Raw genomic sequence first — 15,356 nt, forward strand, 5'->3', positions numbered from 1 at the left:
ACGTTTCGTTACACCTTAGCGCACCAGTGGATGGCAACAGGTTCGGGGGGATGCACTTTTATTGGTCTTGCGGGCCTCTTCGCGAGCAAGCCCGCTCCCACATTGGAATGCGTTCTCCTGTGGGAGCGGGCTTGCTCGCGAAGGCTTCACCACGGTTTCGACGATTTTGTTGTCCTGTTGGTCAGCAATTTGCATTACCCCCTCCAACCTCAAAACAATAGGGAGTGGATTCATGCACAAACGTCCGTTGAAGAAGCTGCTTTGCGCCGTCGCCGCGGCCATCGGTCTGAGCGCAAGCCTGACTGCCAGTGCCGCCGACCCGCTGAAAGTCGGTTTCGTCTACATCGGTCCGATTGGCGATCACGGCTGGACGTATCAGCATGAACAAGGGCGCAAGGCGCTGGCCGAAAAATTCGGCAACCAGATCACCACCAACTATGTGGAAAACGTCGCTGAAGGCGCCGACGCCGAGCGGGTGATCCGCAACATGGCCAAGGACAAGTACGACCTGATCTTCACCACGTCCTTCGGCTACATGAACCCGACCCTGAAAGTCGCCAAACAATTTCCCATGGTGACCTTCGAACACGCCACCGGCTACAAGCAGGACAAGAACCTCGGCACCTATCTGGCGCGCACGTATGAAGGTCGCTACGTCGGCGGTTTCCTTGCGGCGAAGATGACCAAGACCAAGAAGATCGGTTACGTCGCGTCCTTCCCGATCCCGGAAGTGATCCGCGACATCAACGCCATTCAACTGGCCCTGAACAAGTACAACCCCGGCACCGAGATCAAAGTGGTGTGGGTCAACTCCTGGTTCGATCCGGGCAAAGAGGCGGATGCCGCCAATGCGTTGATCGATCAGGGCGTGGACGTGGTGTTCCAGCACACCGACAGCCCGGCGCCGATCCAGGCGGCTGAACGTCGCGGCGTGTATGCCGTGGGCTACGCTTCGGACATGGCGCACTTCGGACCGAAAGCGGTGCTGACGTCCATCGTCAACGACTGGGGCCCGCACTACATTCAGGCGACCCAAAGCGTACTCGACCACCTGTGGAAATCGCAGGATTACTGGGGTGGTTTGCAGGAAGGTACGGTTGAGTTGCCGATCAGCGATCTGGTGCCCGCACCGGTGAAAGCCGAGGCAGAGCAGATCATTGCCGACATCAAAAGCGGTGCTTTCCACCCGTTCACCGGACCGATCAAGGATCAGGCAGGCGTCGAGAAGATTGCGGCGGGCGCGACGGCGAGCAATGCGGAGCTGGCATCGATGAACTACTACGTTGAAGGCATGAAGGCTGACATTCCGAAGTAGTCCCAGAGCCAAACACAAAACCCTTGTGGGAGCGGCGGTGCGACGATTCGACTTGCTCGCGAAGGCGGTGTGTCAGCCAACATCCATGTTGAATGTTCTGCCGTCTTCGCGAGCAAGCCCGCTCCCACATTGGATTTCCAGCGTTCTATAGGACTGCGCATGAACCAGCTCCCGATCATCGACATCAGCCCGCTCTACAGCGAAGACGCAAGTGACTGGCAATCAATCGCCACGCAAATCGACCACGCCTGCCGCGAGTGGGGCTTTTTCTACATCAAGGGCCACCCGATCAGTCCGTCGCGCATTAACGCCGTACTCGACAGTGCCCAACGTTTCTTCGCCCTGCCCGCCGCCGAAAAACTCAAGATCGACATCACCCAAACCCGTCACCACCGCGGTTATGGCGCCATCGCCACTGAACAACTCGACCCGAGCAAACCCAGCGACCTGAAAGAAACCTTCGACATGGGCCTGCACCTGCCGGCCGATCACCCTGACGTGCTGGCGGAAAAACCGCTGCGCGGCCCCAACCGTCATCCGTCGATGCCCGGCTGGGAATTGCTGATGGAGCAGCACTACGTCGACATGCAGGCCTTGGCCCTAACCCTGTTACGGGCTATAACCGTGGCGCTGGGCATCGAGCGCGACTTTTTCGACAGCCGCTTCGTTGAGCCGGTCAGCGTGCTGCGGATGATTCATTACCCACCGCGCCACACCGCCAGTTCCGAAGAGCAACAAGGCGCCGGCGCCCACACCGATTACGGCTGTATCACCCTGCTGTATCAGGATGCCGCCGGCGGCCTGCAAGTGCGAAACGTTAAAGGCGAGTGGATCGATGCACCGCCGATCGACGGCACGTTCGTGGTCAACCTCGGCGACATGATGGCGCGCTGGAGCAACGACCGTTACCTGTCAACGCCGCACCGGGTGATCAGCCCGCTGGGCGTGGACCGTTATTCGATGCCGTTCTTCGCCGAGCCGCACCCCGACACGGTCATCGAATGCCTGCCCGGCTGTCAGGATGAACGGCATTCGGCAAAGTATCCGGCCACCACCTGCGCCGAATTCTTGCTCTCGCGCTTCGCCGATACCTACGCCTATCGACGGGAACAGGAAGCGCTGTGATGAACCGGCTGGTCAGGTTTTGCTAATTGTTTCCTCGGGCATCTGTAGAATGCTCGCCATCTGCACCTGATGAGAAAAGACTATGTACGACTGGCTGAACGCCCTGCCCAAGGCAGAACTGCACCTGCACCTTGAGGGTTCGCTGGAGCCTGAGTTGCTGTTCGCCCTGGCCGAACGCAACAAGATTGCCCTGCCGTGGAGCGACGTCGAAACCCTGCGCAAGGCCTACGCCTTCAACAACCTGCAAGAGTTTCTCGACCTGTATTACCAGGGCGCCGACGTGTTGCGCACCTCTCAGGATTTCTACGACCTGACCTGGGCTTACCTGTTGCGCTGCAAGGCGCAGAACGTGATTCACACCGAACCGTTCTTCGATCCGCAGACCCACACCGACCGTGGCGTGCCGTTCGAAGTGGTGCTCAATGGCATCGCCGCCGCATTGAAGGATGGCGAGCAGCAACTGGGCATCACCAGCGGTTTGATCCTGAGCTTCCTGCGCCACTTGAGCGAAGAAGAAGCCGAGAAAACCCTAGACCAGGCGCTGCCGTTCCGTGATGCGTTTGTGGCGGTTGGTCTGGACAGTTCGGAAATGGGTCACCCGCCAAGCAAGTTCCAGCGCGTGTTTGATCGTGCCCGTCACGAAGGTTTCCTGACCGTCGCCCACGCCGGTGAAGAAGGCCCGCCCGAGTACATCTGGGAAGCCCTCGATTTGCTGAAAGTCCAGCGCATCGACCATGGCGTGCGCGCCATCGAAGACGAGCGTTTGATGCAGCGAATCATCGACGAGCAAATCCCGTTGACCGTGTGCCCGTTGTCGAACACCAAGCTCTGCGTGTTCGATCACATGTCTCAGCACAACATTCTCGACATGCTGGAACGTGGCGTGAAAGTGACCGTGAACTCGGATGACCCGGCGTACTTCGGCGGTTATGTCACCGAGAACTTCCATGCGCTGTATACCCATTTGGGCATGACCCAGGATCAGGCCAAGCGTCTGGCGCAGAACAGCCTGGACGCACGGTTGGTGAAACCCTAGTAACTGATCGTTCCCACGCTCCGCGTGGGAATGCCTCACCGGACGCTCTGCGTCAGCTCTTGGGACGCGGAGCGTCCCGGGCTGCATTCCCACGCGGAGCGTGGGAACGATCATTAAGCAACCGCCTCGCTTAACTCTTCCAGCGTCTTGCCCCGGGTCTCCATCCCGAACACCCATACCACCCCTGCCGCAATCGCAAAACACATCGCCCCCAGCGCAAACACCCCGCCCTGCCCGGTCATCGGGAACACCAGCCCGGTCACCATTGGCCCGAGCAACGAACCCACGCGACCAATCGCCGACGCAAACCCCGAGCCCGTGGCCCGCGCCGATGTCGGGTATAACTCCGGCGTGTAGGTGTAAAGCACCGCCCACATGCCGAACAGGAAAAACTGCATCAGCAGCCCCGACGCAATCAACAGGCTGACGTTGCCGCCAAACACCGCGCTCTGACCATACAGAAACGCCATCCCCCCGCCGCCGAGCAACGTCACCACGCACACCGGTTTACGTCCCCAACGCTCCACCAGCCAGGCGGCCATCAGGAAACCGGGAATCCCGCCGAGGGAAATCAGCACCGTGTAATACACCGACTGAGTCACGGCAAAACCCGACTGCTGCAGCAAGGCACTGAGCCAGGACGTCAGGCCATAGAACCCCAGCAAGGCGAAGAACCAGACGCTCCAGATCATCATCGTGCGCTGGCGGTACAGCGGCGACCAGATTTGCTGCAATGCGGAAAAGAAATTGCCAGGCGTACTGGCCACTCTCGGCAGGCGGATCGGCTCAGGCAGCTCCGAACGCCCCAGAGATGTCCGGACCCGAGCTTCGATGCGCAGCAAGACCTTATCCGCCGCGTCATGATGCCCGGCCTGTTCCAGCCAGCGCGGTGATTCGGGAATGAAAAAGCGAATCGCCAGGACAAACACCGCCGGCACCGCCAACACCAGGAAGATGTCCCGCCAGCCAATCACCGGCAGCAAGAAGTACGACAGTACGCCGGCGGCGACGAAACCCAGCGGCCAGAAACCGTCCATCAACGCAATGTAGCGCCCCCGCCGTTTGGCCGGGATCAGCTCCGAGAGCATCGACTGAGCGATGGGAAACTCCATGCCCATGCCGATCCCCAACAGGATTCGAAACAACGTCAGCGTTTCGACGTTCTGCGCCGTGGAGCACAGATAACTGGCGATCCCCCACAGCACGATGCTCCACTGAAACACCGGTTTGCGCCCGAAACGGTCGGCCAGCATCCCGGACAGTGACGCCCCCACGACCATGCCGAAAAAGCTCGAACTGGCCAGCAACCCGGCCTGCGCCGTGCTCAGGCCAAACTCGGTTTTGATCGAGCCGAGCAGGAAGGTCATCATCGCCAGGTCCATGGAGTCGAAGAAAAACGCCAGGGCAATGATGATGAAAATGATCCGGTGATAACCGCTGATGGGCAGCCGTTCCAGTCGTTCTGCCGCGCTGAAGCCTCGTGTTTCCATGCCACATTCCCCCAATCCGAAAGTCCCCGGACGAGTGTGCGCGATAGCTGCTGGGGGTTACTGCTGGATACGACCTGTTCGCAGCTCTGAGCGACGCCCGACGCTTCGGACGTCGACCTCGATGCGTCTACAACGCCATTTCCAGCTCGGTCTCTTTGGCGAACCGATGGATTTCACGCTGCCCCGCGGCGGTGATCTGCAAGGCTCGAGATTCGTTGGGCAGGCTCAGCCAACCTGACTGCATGAACAATTGCAGCAACGCCGCACCCAGTGATCCGCCCATGTGCGGGCGTCTTTCGCTCCAGTCCGGACAAGCGCAGGCAACTCGGCTATTGCGATGAGCCAGCGCCTGGATGAACACACCCCGTGTCGCCAGCTGCGTGGCGCCCTTGTGGGTGATCATGACCCGCTGATCGAACTGTTCGATCCAGCCTGAATCCAGCAGACGCTGGTAAAGATCGGCGGCAAGGGTGCCGCCCAAATGGTCGTCGCAAAGCCTGGCGCGCAAGAGTGACGAAGGCGCCGCCTGAGGTTTGGCGATAGGTGTCGTGCGCTTGAAAACGTCCGGGATTTCCCGAGGCGTGCTGGCCAGGGTGGCGCTGGCCAGTGCCTCTATCGCGGCCCCCACTTCGGGTGCGGCAAGGCGGAAGAACCGCTTGCGGCCGCGGATTTCGACTTTCAACAGACCTCCGCCGGACAATCGCCCCAGATGCGCACTGGCCGAAGACGGTGACAAGCCGGCCAACAAGGCCAGCTCCTCGGTTTGCCGCGCCGAGCCGTCCATCAAGGCCCACATCATTGCGCTGCGCTTTGGGTCAGCCAGCAACGTGGCGATCTGGCTGATGCAAGGTGCATGTTCCATGTATTCACTCCCTGTTGAATCGTTTCGTCTACTGCTCAGAGACATCTTGACCAGTAATGTGTCGTCGGCCAAGGCGTTGAAACCGCCATAAACCGGGCAAAGCCGGCCAATCGCACAGGCCATGCTTGCAGGTTTCGCAAAGCCACGGCGATTGACCTTGGGGCCTGGCTGACTCGGATGTGGACTCGCCATTGCGAGATCGACGGTGCGTACATGAGGCGAGCGCTAGTATATGCGGGTTAACCGCCGGTTCCTGCCCTTGGGAAACCGTTGGTGGTGATAGTTCCTGAGTGAAATTTCGCTATTTGCCTGCGACTAATGATCGGCGCCCGATAACGTCGGAAATTGGCTACTCAAGCGGGCGCATCGGCTGGCAAGCATTTCCCGCAAAAGGTTCACCGGCTTACTCAATTGTGCGCGATGGGCGCACAGCAAATTCAGCGGTGCGCGCTCACAGAGCAGTTCCGGCATGAGCACTTTCAACCGACCGGCCAGCACATCGGCCGCGACATCGAGCCAGGATTTGTAGGCGATCCCGGCACCTGCCACGGCCCACAGCCGCACGACATCGGCATCATCGCTGAAACGATCGCCGCTGACGGTCAGGCTGACCTCGCGTTTGCCGTCGTGGAAACTCCAATGATCGTGAACCCGGCTGCCGAGCATGAACAGCAGGCAGTTGTGCTGAGCCAGTTGCTCCAGTTGCCGCGGCTCGCCATGCCGGGCCAGGTAACTCGGGGCGGCACAAAGGACGCGGCGGTTCTGCGGGGCGATGGGCAGCGCCACCAGGCTTGAGTCTTCCGGCTCGCCGTACCGCAGGGCGATGTCCACCGGTTGGCGGAACAGGTCGGCGATGCGGTCGCCCAACAGCAAACGCACCGTAAGCTTCGGATGCTCTCGCTGAAACTCGTCCAGCCAGGGCAGCAGCAGATTGCGGCCAAAGTCCGAAGGCGCCGACAGCTGCAAAATCCCGCTGACCTGGTCCTGACCGCTGGCCAACAAACGACGGCCCTCGTCGAGATTGCTCAAGGCGGCCCGAGCGTATTCGAGAAACCCCTCGCCTTCAGCGGTCAGACGCAGGCTGCGGGTAGAACGGGCGAGCAACCGGGCGCCGAGTTGCTGTTCGATGCGTTTCAACGCCGCACTGGCCACCGCGGCCGACATGTCCATCCCACGCGCCGCTGCTGACAGACTGCCCAGGTCCGCCGCCCGGACAAACAACTGCAAGTCATCGAAACGCAGCATCGTTCAGCCTCGATTATCAAAAAAATATTGAAAGAGACTGCTCTTTTAGCGGGTTTTATCTTGCAGAGAAATAGCCAATCATCCGTCCCATCGAATTCATCCCGTTCCCGGAGCCGAACATGTCCCAGCCTTTTACCGCTATCGCCACCCTCATCGCCAAAGCCGGGCAGCAAGACGCCCTCGAACAGCACCTGCGAGCGCTGCTGGAACCGACCCGCGCCGAGGCCGGTTGCGGCCAATACGACTTGCACCAGGACCTCGCCAATCCTCATGCCTTCTACATGATCGAAAAATGGAGCAGTGACGAAGCCCTGCAGGCCCATGACGACAGCGCGCATATCCAGAACTTCCGCGCCAAGGCTGGCGACTTTCTCGAACACTTCGACCTCAAGCGCCTGCGCTCCATCGTCTGATTGCTTCCTTCCTTATTACTTTTTCAGGAGCCCCTATGAAAGCCATTGCCTATTACGCCTCGTTGCCAATCAGCGACTCAAACGCTCTGCAAGACATCGAACTGCCAGAACCGGTTGCCGGCCCGCGCGACCTGTTGGTGGAAGTCAAAGCCATCTCGGTCAACCCGGTGGACACCAAGGTCCGCCAAAACGTCCAGCCTGAAGCGGGTACGCCGAAAGTGCTGGGCTGGGATGTGGCCGGTGTGGTCAAGGCCGTCGGCAGCGAAGTCACGCTGTTCAAAGCCGGCGACAAAGTGTTCTACGCCGGCTCCATCGCCCGTGCGGGCGGTAACAGCGAACTGCACGTGGTCGATGAGCGGATCGTCGGCCATATGCCGAAAACCCTTGGTTTCGCCGAAGCCGCCGCGCTGCCGCTGACCGCTATCACCGCGTGGGAATTGCTCTTCGAACGCCTGCAAGTGCGTGAAGGCAAAACTGATGAAGGCCAGAGCCTTTTAATCGTCGGTGCCGCTGGCGGTGTGGGGTCGATCCTCACGCAACTGGCCAGCCAGCTCACCGGGCTGAACGTCATCGGCACCGCTTCCCGCCCGCAAACCCAGAGCTGGGTTCGTGAGCTGGGTGCCGACCTGGTAATCGATCACAGCCAGCCGTTGAGCGAAGAACTCAAACGTGCGGGCGTCGATCAGGTGACCCACGTCGCCAGCCTGACCCAGACCGATCATCACCTGGATCAGTTGATCGAGGCACTGGCGCCGCAAGGCAAACTGGCCCTGATCGATGATCCGAAGGCGCTGGACGTGACCAAACTCAAACGCAAGAGCCTGTCGCTGCACTGGGAGTTCATGTACACCCGCTCGCTGTTCGAAACCGCGGACATGATCGAGCAGCACAAATTGCTCAACCGCGTGGCTGAGCTGATCGACGCCGGGACGCTGAAGACCACGGTCGGCGAGCATTTCGGGACCATTAACGCGGCGAACCTGCGTCGCGCCCATGAGCTGCTGGAAAGCGGCAAGTCCAAGGGCAAGATTGTGCTCGAAGGGTTCTGAAACAAACTGACACAGTTGTCGCCCCGATGGGCGACACCGTCAGTCCGAGAGTTGACCCTTGTCACAATTGCGATCGTATTGAGGTCTACAATCGAGACTCTGCGGCACAGTCTTTTACGTAACATCTTTTACGAGAGGAGAGATCAGCAATGAAGATCCTGATAAAAGAATTGGCAAAATCCCAGTGGCAAGTCCGTCTGGACCAACACGCCGTGACATTCCGCAGCGAAGCCGAAGCCCGCGCCTTCACCCGCACCCTTGAAGCGCGACTACAAGCACCTCATCAAATTATTGACCGCCAGCAGCGTGCCGCTGGCTGAGTCCATCCTCAGACCTGGGCTTGCGCCAGCGCCCGGGCATTTTGCAAGCGCCGGGTGAGCATCGCCACGCTCACCACGAGAATTCCGCACAGGCTGATGACCATGGCCATCGGCATGGCGCTGCCGTCGTGTAAAACCCCCACCAGTGCGGCTGCCCCGGCGGCGACGCTGAATTGCAGGCAACCGAGCATCGCCGATGCACTGCCGGCCCGCGCGCCCTGCCCGTTCATGGCGCAGGCCGAGGCGTTGGGGAGGATGCAACCGAGGCTGGCGATGCAGACAAACAGCGGAATCAGCAACGGCCATAGCTGCGCAGTGTGCAGCGAACTGACGGCCAGCAGCGCCAGACCGGCGCCAACGTAGATCCACACGGTGCGTGCCAGCAGAAACGCCGGGCCACGCTTGGCCAGCAATCGCGCGTTGAGTTGCGCGACCAGAATGAAACCCGCCGCGTTGGTACCGAACAGCCAACCGAAATGCTCGGCCGGCACGCCATACAGTTTGATGAAGACGAACGGTGAACCGGCGATGTAGGCAAACATCCCGGCGATGGCGATGCCGCCGGTCAGGGCGTGGCCGAGGAACACCCGGTCCGACAACAGTCGACCGTACTGACGCAACGCCCCGGACAACGGTTGACGCGGCACATGGGCCGGCAGACTTTCCGGCAGCCCCAGCGCCACCGCCAACCCTGCCAGCGCACTGAAACCGGTCAGCACGAGAAAGATCGACTGCCAGCCCGTGGTGTTGACCAACAGCCCGCCCAGCATCGGCGCAAGAATCGGCGCCAGGCCCATCACCAGCATCAGCTGCGAAAAGACCTTCGCCGACCCCACTGCATCGCATTTATCGCTGACAATCGCGCGGGAGATCACCATCCCCGCACAACCGCCCAATGCCTGGACGAAACGTGCGCCCATCAACCATTCGAGGTTCGGCGCATAGGCGCAGGCCAGGGAGGCGGCGGTGAATAAGCCGACGCCGGTCAGCAAGGGAATGCGACGCCCGAAGCGATCCGCCACCGGACCGTAAGCCAGTTGACCGATGGACAAGCCAAGGAAATACGCCGCCAGAGTCAGCTGAACGTGTTTTTCATCGGTGCCGAAGGCGAGCGCCATCGCCGGGAACGCCGGCAGATAGAAATCGATCGCCAGCGGACCGAAGGCGCTCAAGGCGCCAAGAATCAGAATGGTACGGAGGTTCATCAGGCATCCAGTTGGGCGTGAGTCGGCAGGCCGACAGTCTAGCCGCGCAGGGACGCCTTGAACATTCCGTTAGGTCGCTAACTATTAAAACCCCTCAGACAATTGATGCCTGTCAGTTAAAACACCGAACCTGTAGGAGCCGAGCTTGCTCGCGATAGCGATAGAACAGTCACAGAGATGTTGAATGCTCCACCGCTATCGCGAGCAAGCTCGGCTCCTACAAGGATGGGGCTCAGGCAACCTTTGCCTGGTAGCCCTCTTCAGTGATCACTGCGATCACCTGATCCGCCGACAAAGCGCTCTCGACGCCGACTTCTTTCGCGGCCAGATCGATACGCACGCTGGCCGCAGGATCCTTGGCTTGCAGCGCCTGAGTGATGGCTTTGACGCAGTGACCGCAGGACATGCCTTGAACGTTGAACACTTGCATGGGATGACTCCTTGAGTGAGGTTGCGTGCAGTCTTGAGCTTGCCATCATGGCAAGGTCAAGTTCTGAAGTGCGCTGCCGGGCTGGCAATCAGCGCCGCGCTCGGCCAAGCTGCGTCCATCAATGACTCGACATCAGGAGATTCAGCCATGCGCTGGTCAGCTCTCAGCCTGTTTGGCTTTCTCAGCCTATTTGCCGCGACACCTTCGGTTCAAGCCGCCGGGGAGGACTATGGCGTACTGATCATTTCCCGCGAGCGCCTGGAAGTCGCGACCTCCTGCGAGATCGGCGTGTACATCCAGGATCAGTTGTCGGCGCGGTTATTCCAGGAACAAAGCACCTCGTTCAACCTGCCGCCGGGCAATGTGTCCTTGCGCCTGAAGCTGCTGCCGGGCCAGGCGTCGGGTTGCAACCCGGGCATGCTCGCCCCGGGTACGCAGAACATCACGCTCAAGGCCGGTGACGTGTTGAAGTTCCGGATTGCGATGACGCAGGAAGGGATGTACTTGAAACCCACTGCCCTGGACTATTGACGTTCACATTTGTGTTGGCTGTTATGGCCTCTTCGCGAGCAAGCCCGCTCCCACATACGACCGTATTCTTTTAGGAGAACGCGGTTAAATGTGGGAGCGGGCTTGCTCGCGAAGGGCGCGACTCGCTCCCCCTGCCCGACCTGAACCCAGCCTGTGGCAATTCGTAGATTGGCGCTTGACCTTACCCGCATGGCAAGGTTGATCCTGTAGGTATCTTCTACAGGGAGCGTGACCGATGTCCGAATCCACCACTTTCAATCTGCCGATTGCCGGCATGACCTGCGCCAGTTGCGCCGGGCGTGTCGAGCGTGCCTTGAGCAAAGTCATCGGCGCCTCTGCCGTCAGCGTCAACCTGGCCACCGAACAGGCCCGTGTTCAAGCGCCCAGCGACAGCCTGCCGGCCTTGATGGACGCGGTGCAGCAGGCGGGTTACAGCGTGCCGCAGCACAGTCTGGAATTGAGCATCGACGGCATGACCTGTGCTTCCTGCGTCGGCCGGGTCGAACGAGCGCTGGCCAAGGTGCCGGGGGTCAAAAGCGTCAGCGTCAACCTGGCCAATGAACGCGCCCACCTTGAGCTGCTCGGCCAGATCGATCCGCAAACCTTGATCGCTGCCGTAACCAAGGCTGGCTACAGCGCCAGTGTCTGGGAAGTCGAACACCCGCAAACCGATGATCAACAACAACGCCTGCATCGCGAGCGTTGGGCCTTGATCATGGCGATCGTCCTCGCCACGCCGTTGGTGCTACCGATGTTGCTGCAACCATTCGGCGTGCACTGGATGCTCCCGGCCTGGGTGCAATTCGCGCTGGCCACGCCAGTGCAATTCATCTTCGGTGCACGCTTTTACGTCGCGGCCTGGAAAGCCGTGCGCGCCGGTGCCGGCAACATGGATTTGCTGGTCGCGTTGGGCACCAGCGCCGGTTATGGCTTGAGCCTTTATGAATGGGCCAGCGCCGCCGGGCGCATGCCGCACCTGTATTTCGAAGCCTCGGCGGTGGTGATTGCCTTGGTGCTGCTGGGCAAATACCTGGAAAGCCGCGCCAAGCGCCAGACCGCCAGTGCCATTCGCGCACTCGAAGCCTTGCGCCCGGAGCGAGCGATTCAGGTGATCGATGGCCGCGAGCAGGATGTCGCGATCAGCGCCTTGCGCCTCAATGATCTGGTGATGGTCAAGCCCGGCGAACGCTTCCCGGTGGACGGTGAAGTGGTCGAAGGCCAGAGCCACGCCGACGAAGCGCTGATCAGCGGCGAAAGCCTGCCGGTGCCCAAACAACCCGGCGACAAGGTCACCGGCGGCGCGATCAATGGTGAAGGCCGGTTGCTCGTTCGCACCCTGGCCTTGGGCGCGGAAACCGTGCTCGCCCGCATCATCCGCCTGGTCGAAGACGCTCAAGCAGCGAAGGCTCCGATCCAGAAGCTGGTGGATAAAGTCAGCCAAGTGTTCGTGCCAACGGTCCTGCTGATTGCGCTGGCAACCTTGATCGGTTGGTGGTTGTACGGCGCGCCGATGGAAACGGCGCTGATCAATGCCGTGGCGGTATTGGTGATCGCTTGCCCATGCGCCCTGGGGTTGGCCACACCAACGGCAATCATGGCCGGGACCGGGGTGGCGGCGCGCCACGGGATTCTGATCAAGGACGCCGAAGCATTGGAACGTGCCCATGAAGTCAGTGCGGTGGTCTTCGACAAAACTGGCACGCTGACGTCGGGTACTCCGCGAATCGCTCATTTGAGCGCAATCAACCATGACGAAGCGGCCCTGCTGCAAATGGCCGGTGCCCTGCAACGCGGCAGCGAACACCCACTGGCCAAGGCGGTTCTGGACGCTTGCGCCGAACGCGGCTTGACCGTGGCCGATGTCAGCGACAGCCAATCCCTGACCGGCCGTGGCATCGCGGGCACTCTGGACGGTCGTCGATTGGCGCTGGGCAATCGTCGTCTCCTGGAAGAGAGCGGCTTGAGCGCCGGTGAATGGGCGGACTCTGCTGCCGCGTGGGAAACCGAAGGCCGGACCCTGTCCTGGCTGATCGAGCAAAGCCCCGAACTTCGGGTGCTGGGCCTCTTCGCTTTCGGCGACACCCTCAAACCCGGCGCGCTGCAAGCCGTGCAACAACTCAGCGCACGCAACATCAGCAGCCACCTGCTGACCGGCGACAATCGCGGCAGCGCCAAAGTGGTTGCCGAGGCGCTGGGGATCACCGATGTCCACGCTGAAGTACTGCCGGCGGACAAAGCCGCCACCGTCGCCGAACTGAAAAAAACCGGCGTGGTAGCGATGGTCGGCGACGGCATCAACGACGCACCCGCCCTGGCCGCCGCCGACATCGGTATCGCCATGGGCGGCGGCACCGACGTTGCGATGCACGCGGCCGGGATCACCCTGATGCGCGGCGACCCAAGGCTGGTGCCGGCGGCGCTGGAGATCAGCCGCAAGACTTACGCGAAGATTCGTCAGAACCTGTTCTGGGCCTTCGTCTACAACCTGATCGGCATTCCGCTGGCAGCGTTCGGCTTCCTCAACCCGGTGCTGGCCGGTGCGGCCATGGCGTTGTCGAGCGTCAGTGTGGTGAGCAATGCGTTACTGTTGAAAACCTGGAAACCCAAGGATCCGGAGGACAACCGATGAACATCGGCCAAGCGGCCCGCCAAAGCGGCCTGAGCGCGAAGATGATCCGTTATTACGAATCCATCGGTTTGCTCAAGGCCGCCCATCGTACCGACAGCGGCTATCGGGTGTACGGCGACGACGACCTGCATACCCTGGCGTTCATCAAGCGCTCCCGGGACCTGGGGTTCTCACTGGAAGAGGTCGGCAAACTGCTGACCCTCTGGCAGGACCGCCAAAGAGCCAGCGCCGACGTGAAGGCCCTGGCCCGTCAGCACATCGACGAGCTGAACCAGAAAATCCGCGAACTCGGCCAACTGCGCGACACCCTGCAGGACCTGGTCGAACACTGCCACGGCGATCACCGTCCCGACTGCCCGATCCTCAAGAACCTGGAGTCGGGCTGTTGCGCACCACCCGCTCGCCCCTGATCGCCAGCCCCTTCACCACTAACAAGGTGGTGAGGGGAATGCCGTGGAACAACAGCACCACGGCACCCGGCGTCCACCACGAATAAAACGGCGCGGCGATCAGCATGCCGACGCCGAACCCGGTCATTTGCAACAGCGTCAGGAAACTGAAAATCGGCAGGCGCAGGCTGTCCGGTTCACGTTGCAGGCGCGACATCAGGCCGACTTCCGAGAAACCGTCGCCCAACCCCGCCGGCAGCGAAAACAACAGCAGTCCGTAAAGGGTCTGCTGCTGAAACATCAGGATGAAGCCGCAGGACATCAGCAACACACCAAAGAAGAATCGCCGCTCCAGGTTCACGTTATCCGAGCCTTTCAGCCGGCTGGCGATGCGTGCACCGATGAGTTTTCCACTGGCCCAGACCGCCAGCATCAGGCCCAGCGTGGTGCTGGCCGACTCGGGCGTCAGCAGTTTGGAAATAATCGGAAAACCCACGTTGTGCGCGGCACTGCCAAGGGTGTCAGCCATCGCCACGGCGAGCATCGCCGCCACCACCGGTGTGCTGCGCAGCCCCTGGAGCAGGGCCGCCCACTCACCCCGTTCGTGAATCGGTTCGTCACCGGGCGCAGGGTGTGAAAAACGCAGCGGCAAGATGAACAGCGCGGCCAACAGATAAGTGACCACGTTCAATGCAAACACTGTTTCAAAGCCGAATGCTGCCACCAACAGCCCTGACACCAGACTTCCGCCGACCATGGCGGCCGACGACGCCGAGGTGATCCAGGCGTTGGTCTTGAGCAAATGCTCAGCCTCGACCAAGTGCGGCAACTGACTGTTGAGGCCGATCGCGAACATCGAGTTGCCGAATCCCAGACCGAAAGCGATCACCGGTAACAGCAGCATCTGCTGGGCGACCGGCAGCACCAGCAGCAGGCCCAGCATCCCGGCGCGTAACAGGTCGAAGGCAACCAGCGGCAGGCGCCCGGCCCAGCGGCGATAAAACGTTGTACCGATGAGGCTGGCGAATATCCCGCCGGCCACACGGCTGGCGAGGAAGATGCCGACGCTCATGGCGCTGCTGCTGAGCAGGTAGACGTAGGTGGCCAGCGCGACCATGTTGAGGAAAGCGCCGAAGTCAGAGACCAGACGGGCGGTGATGATCAGTTGGGCGTTACGGGTGGAGTTCACATTCAGTCCTTGAGTGTGGGGAGCAGCAGGGAGAACACAAAACTCTGTTACACCAAGAATCCAATGTGGGAGCGGGCTTGCTCGCGAATGCGGTGTGTCTCCAACATCAATGTCGACTGATCTACCGC

Annotated in this window: 15 protein-coding genes; 9 read left to right on the forward strand and 6 right to left on the reverse strand. The window is 60.9% G+C overall.

Annotated features, from left to right (window positions below; translation table 11 throughout):
* Positions 1–232 precede the first annotated feature (232 nt).
* From KGB03_RS25185 to KGB03_RS25195, 3 genes are all read left to right on the forward strand, one after another.
* Entirely contained in the window at positions 233–1,315 is a 1,083-nt protein-coding gene (locus KGB03_RS25185) for a BMP family ABC transporter substrate-binding protein (RefSeq protein WP_192410063.1), read from the forward strand.
* Positions 1,316–1,474: 159 nt separating this feature from the next.
* Entirely contained in the window at positions 1,475–2,440 is a 966-nt protein-coding gene (locus tag KGB03_RS25190; RefSeq protein WP_223529689.1) for a 2-oxoglutarate and iron-dependent oxygenase domain-containing protein, read from the forward strand.
* An 82-nt stretch (positions 2,441–2,522) separates the two neighbouring features.
* On the forward strand, positions 2,523–3,476 hold the full coding sequence (locus KGB03_RS25195) for an adenosine deaminase (protein WP_056746142.1): 954 nt from the start codon (positions 2,523–2,525) through the stop codon (positions 3,474–3,476).
* Positions 3,477–3,589: 113 nt separating this feature from the next.
* Here the strand turns inward: KGB03_RS25195 and KGB03_RS25200 are convergent, their stop codons facing one another.
* The 3 genes from KGB03_RS25200 to KGB03_RS25210 form a co-directional block, all read right to left on the reverse strand.
* Positions 3,590–4,966: an MFS transporter gene (locus KGB03_RS25200; protein WP_223529691.1), complete on the reverse strand. Its 1,377-nt coding sequence runs from the start codon at positions 4,964–4,966 to the stop codon at positions 3,590–3,592.
* A gap of 127 nt (positions 4,967–5,093) precedes the next feature.
* Positions 5,094–5,828, reverse strand: a complete 735-nt coding sequence (locus KGB03_RS25205; RefSeq protein WP_111449147.1) for an ArsR/SmtB family transcription factor — start codon at positions 5,826–5,828, stop codon at positions 5,094–5,096.
* 315 nt (positions 5,829–6,143) lie between these two features.
* Positions 6,144–7,073, reverse strand: a complete 930-nt coding sequence (locus KGB03_RS25210) for a LysR family transcriptional regulator (RefSeq protein WP_008156521.1) — start codon at positions 7,071–7,073, stop codon at positions 6,144–6,146.
* Between the two features lie 119 nt (positions 7,074–7,192).
* On the opposite strand from KGB03_RS25210, the gene KGB03_RS25215 reads away from it, so the two are divergent.
* The 3 genes from KGB03_RS25215 to KGB03_RS25225 all read left to right on the forward strand — a co-directional run bounded on the left by KGB03_RS25215 (position 7,193) and on the right by KGB03_RS25225 (position 8,855).
* Positions 7,193–7,486: a putative quinol monooxygenase gene (locus KGB03_RS25215; RefSeq protein ID WP_008156523.1), complete on the forward strand. Its 294-nt coding sequence runs from the start codon at positions 7,193–7,195 to the stop codon at positions 7,484–7,486.
* Between the two features lie 35 nt (positions 7,487–7,521).
* Entirely contained in the window at positions 7,522–8,535 is a 1,014-nt protein-coding gene (locus tag KGB03_RS25220) for a zinc-binding alcohol dehydrogenase family protein (protein ID WP_192410059.1), read from the forward strand.
* 149 nt (positions 8,536–8,684) lie between these two features.
* Positions 8,685–8,855: a hypothetical protein gene (locus KGB03_RS25225; protein WP_165353242.1), complete on the forward strand. Its 171-nt coding sequence runs from the start codon at positions 8,685–8,687 to the stop codon at positions 8,853–8,855.
* Between the two features lie 8 nt (positions 8,856–8,863).
* Here the strand turns inward: KGB03_RS25225 and KGB03_RS25230 are convergent, their stop codons facing one another.
* A complete protein-coding gene (locus KGB03_RS25230) occupies positions 8,864–10,060 on the reverse strand; it encodes a multidrug effflux MFS transporter (RefSeq protein WP_111449150.1) in 1,197 nt (398 codons plus the stop codon).
* 232 nt (positions 10,061–10,292) lie between these two features.
* On the reverse strand, positions 10,293–10,490 hold the full coding sequence (locus KGB03_RS25235; protein WP_111449151.1) for a heavy-metal-associated domain-containing protein: 198 nt from the start codon (positions 10,488–10,490) through the stop codon (positions 10,293–10,295).
* 147 nt (positions 10,491–10,637) lie between these two features.
* Here KGB03_RS25235 and KGB03_RS25240 point away from each other — a divergent pair, with 147 nt between their 5' ends.
* The 3 genes from KGB03_RS25240 to cueR all read left to right on the forward strand — a co-directional run bounded on the left by KGB03_RS25240 (position 10,638) and on the right by cueR (position 14,060).
* Positions 10,638–11,021, forward strand: coding sequence for a hypothetical protein (locus KGB03_RS25240; RefSeq protein WP_223529693.1), 384 nt, complete (start codon positions 10,638–10,640; stop codon positions 11,019–11,021).
* Positions 11,022–11,256: 235 nt separating this feature from the next.
* Complete coding sequence (locus tag KGB03_RS25245; RefSeq protein ID WP_223529695.1) at positions 11,257–13,650, forward strand: heavy metal translocating P-type ATPase; 2,394 nt, start codon at positions 11,257–11,259, stop codon at positions 13,648–13,650.
* Positions 13,647–14,060 (forward strand): Cu(I)-responsive transcriptional regulator, encoded by a 414-nt coding sequence (gene cueR / locus KGB03_RS25250; RefSeq protein ID WP_111449153.1) that lies wholly within the window; start codon positions 13,647–13,649, stop codon positions 14,058–14,060. Before KGB03_RS25245 ends, cueR begins: the two co-directional genes overlap by 4 nt.
* Here the strand turns inward: cueR and KGB03_RS25255 are convergent.
* Positions 14,014–15,228 (reverse strand): MFS transporter, encoded by a 1,215-nt coding sequence (locus KGB03_RS25255; RefSeq protein ID WP_223529697.1) that lies wholly within the window; start codon positions 15,226–15,228, stop codon positions 14,014–14,016. The two genes, cueR and KGB03_RS25255, sit on opposite strands and share 47 nt — an antisense overlap.
* Between the last annotated feature and the right edge of the window lie 128 nt (positions 15,229–15,356).

Origin of the sequence: Pseudomonas sp. BF-B-26 (genome assembly GCF_019956495.1) — a bacterium.
Taxonomy (GTDB): domain Bacteria; phylum Pseudomonadota; class Gammaproteobacteria; order Pseudomonadales; family Pseudomonadaceae; genus Aquipseudomonas.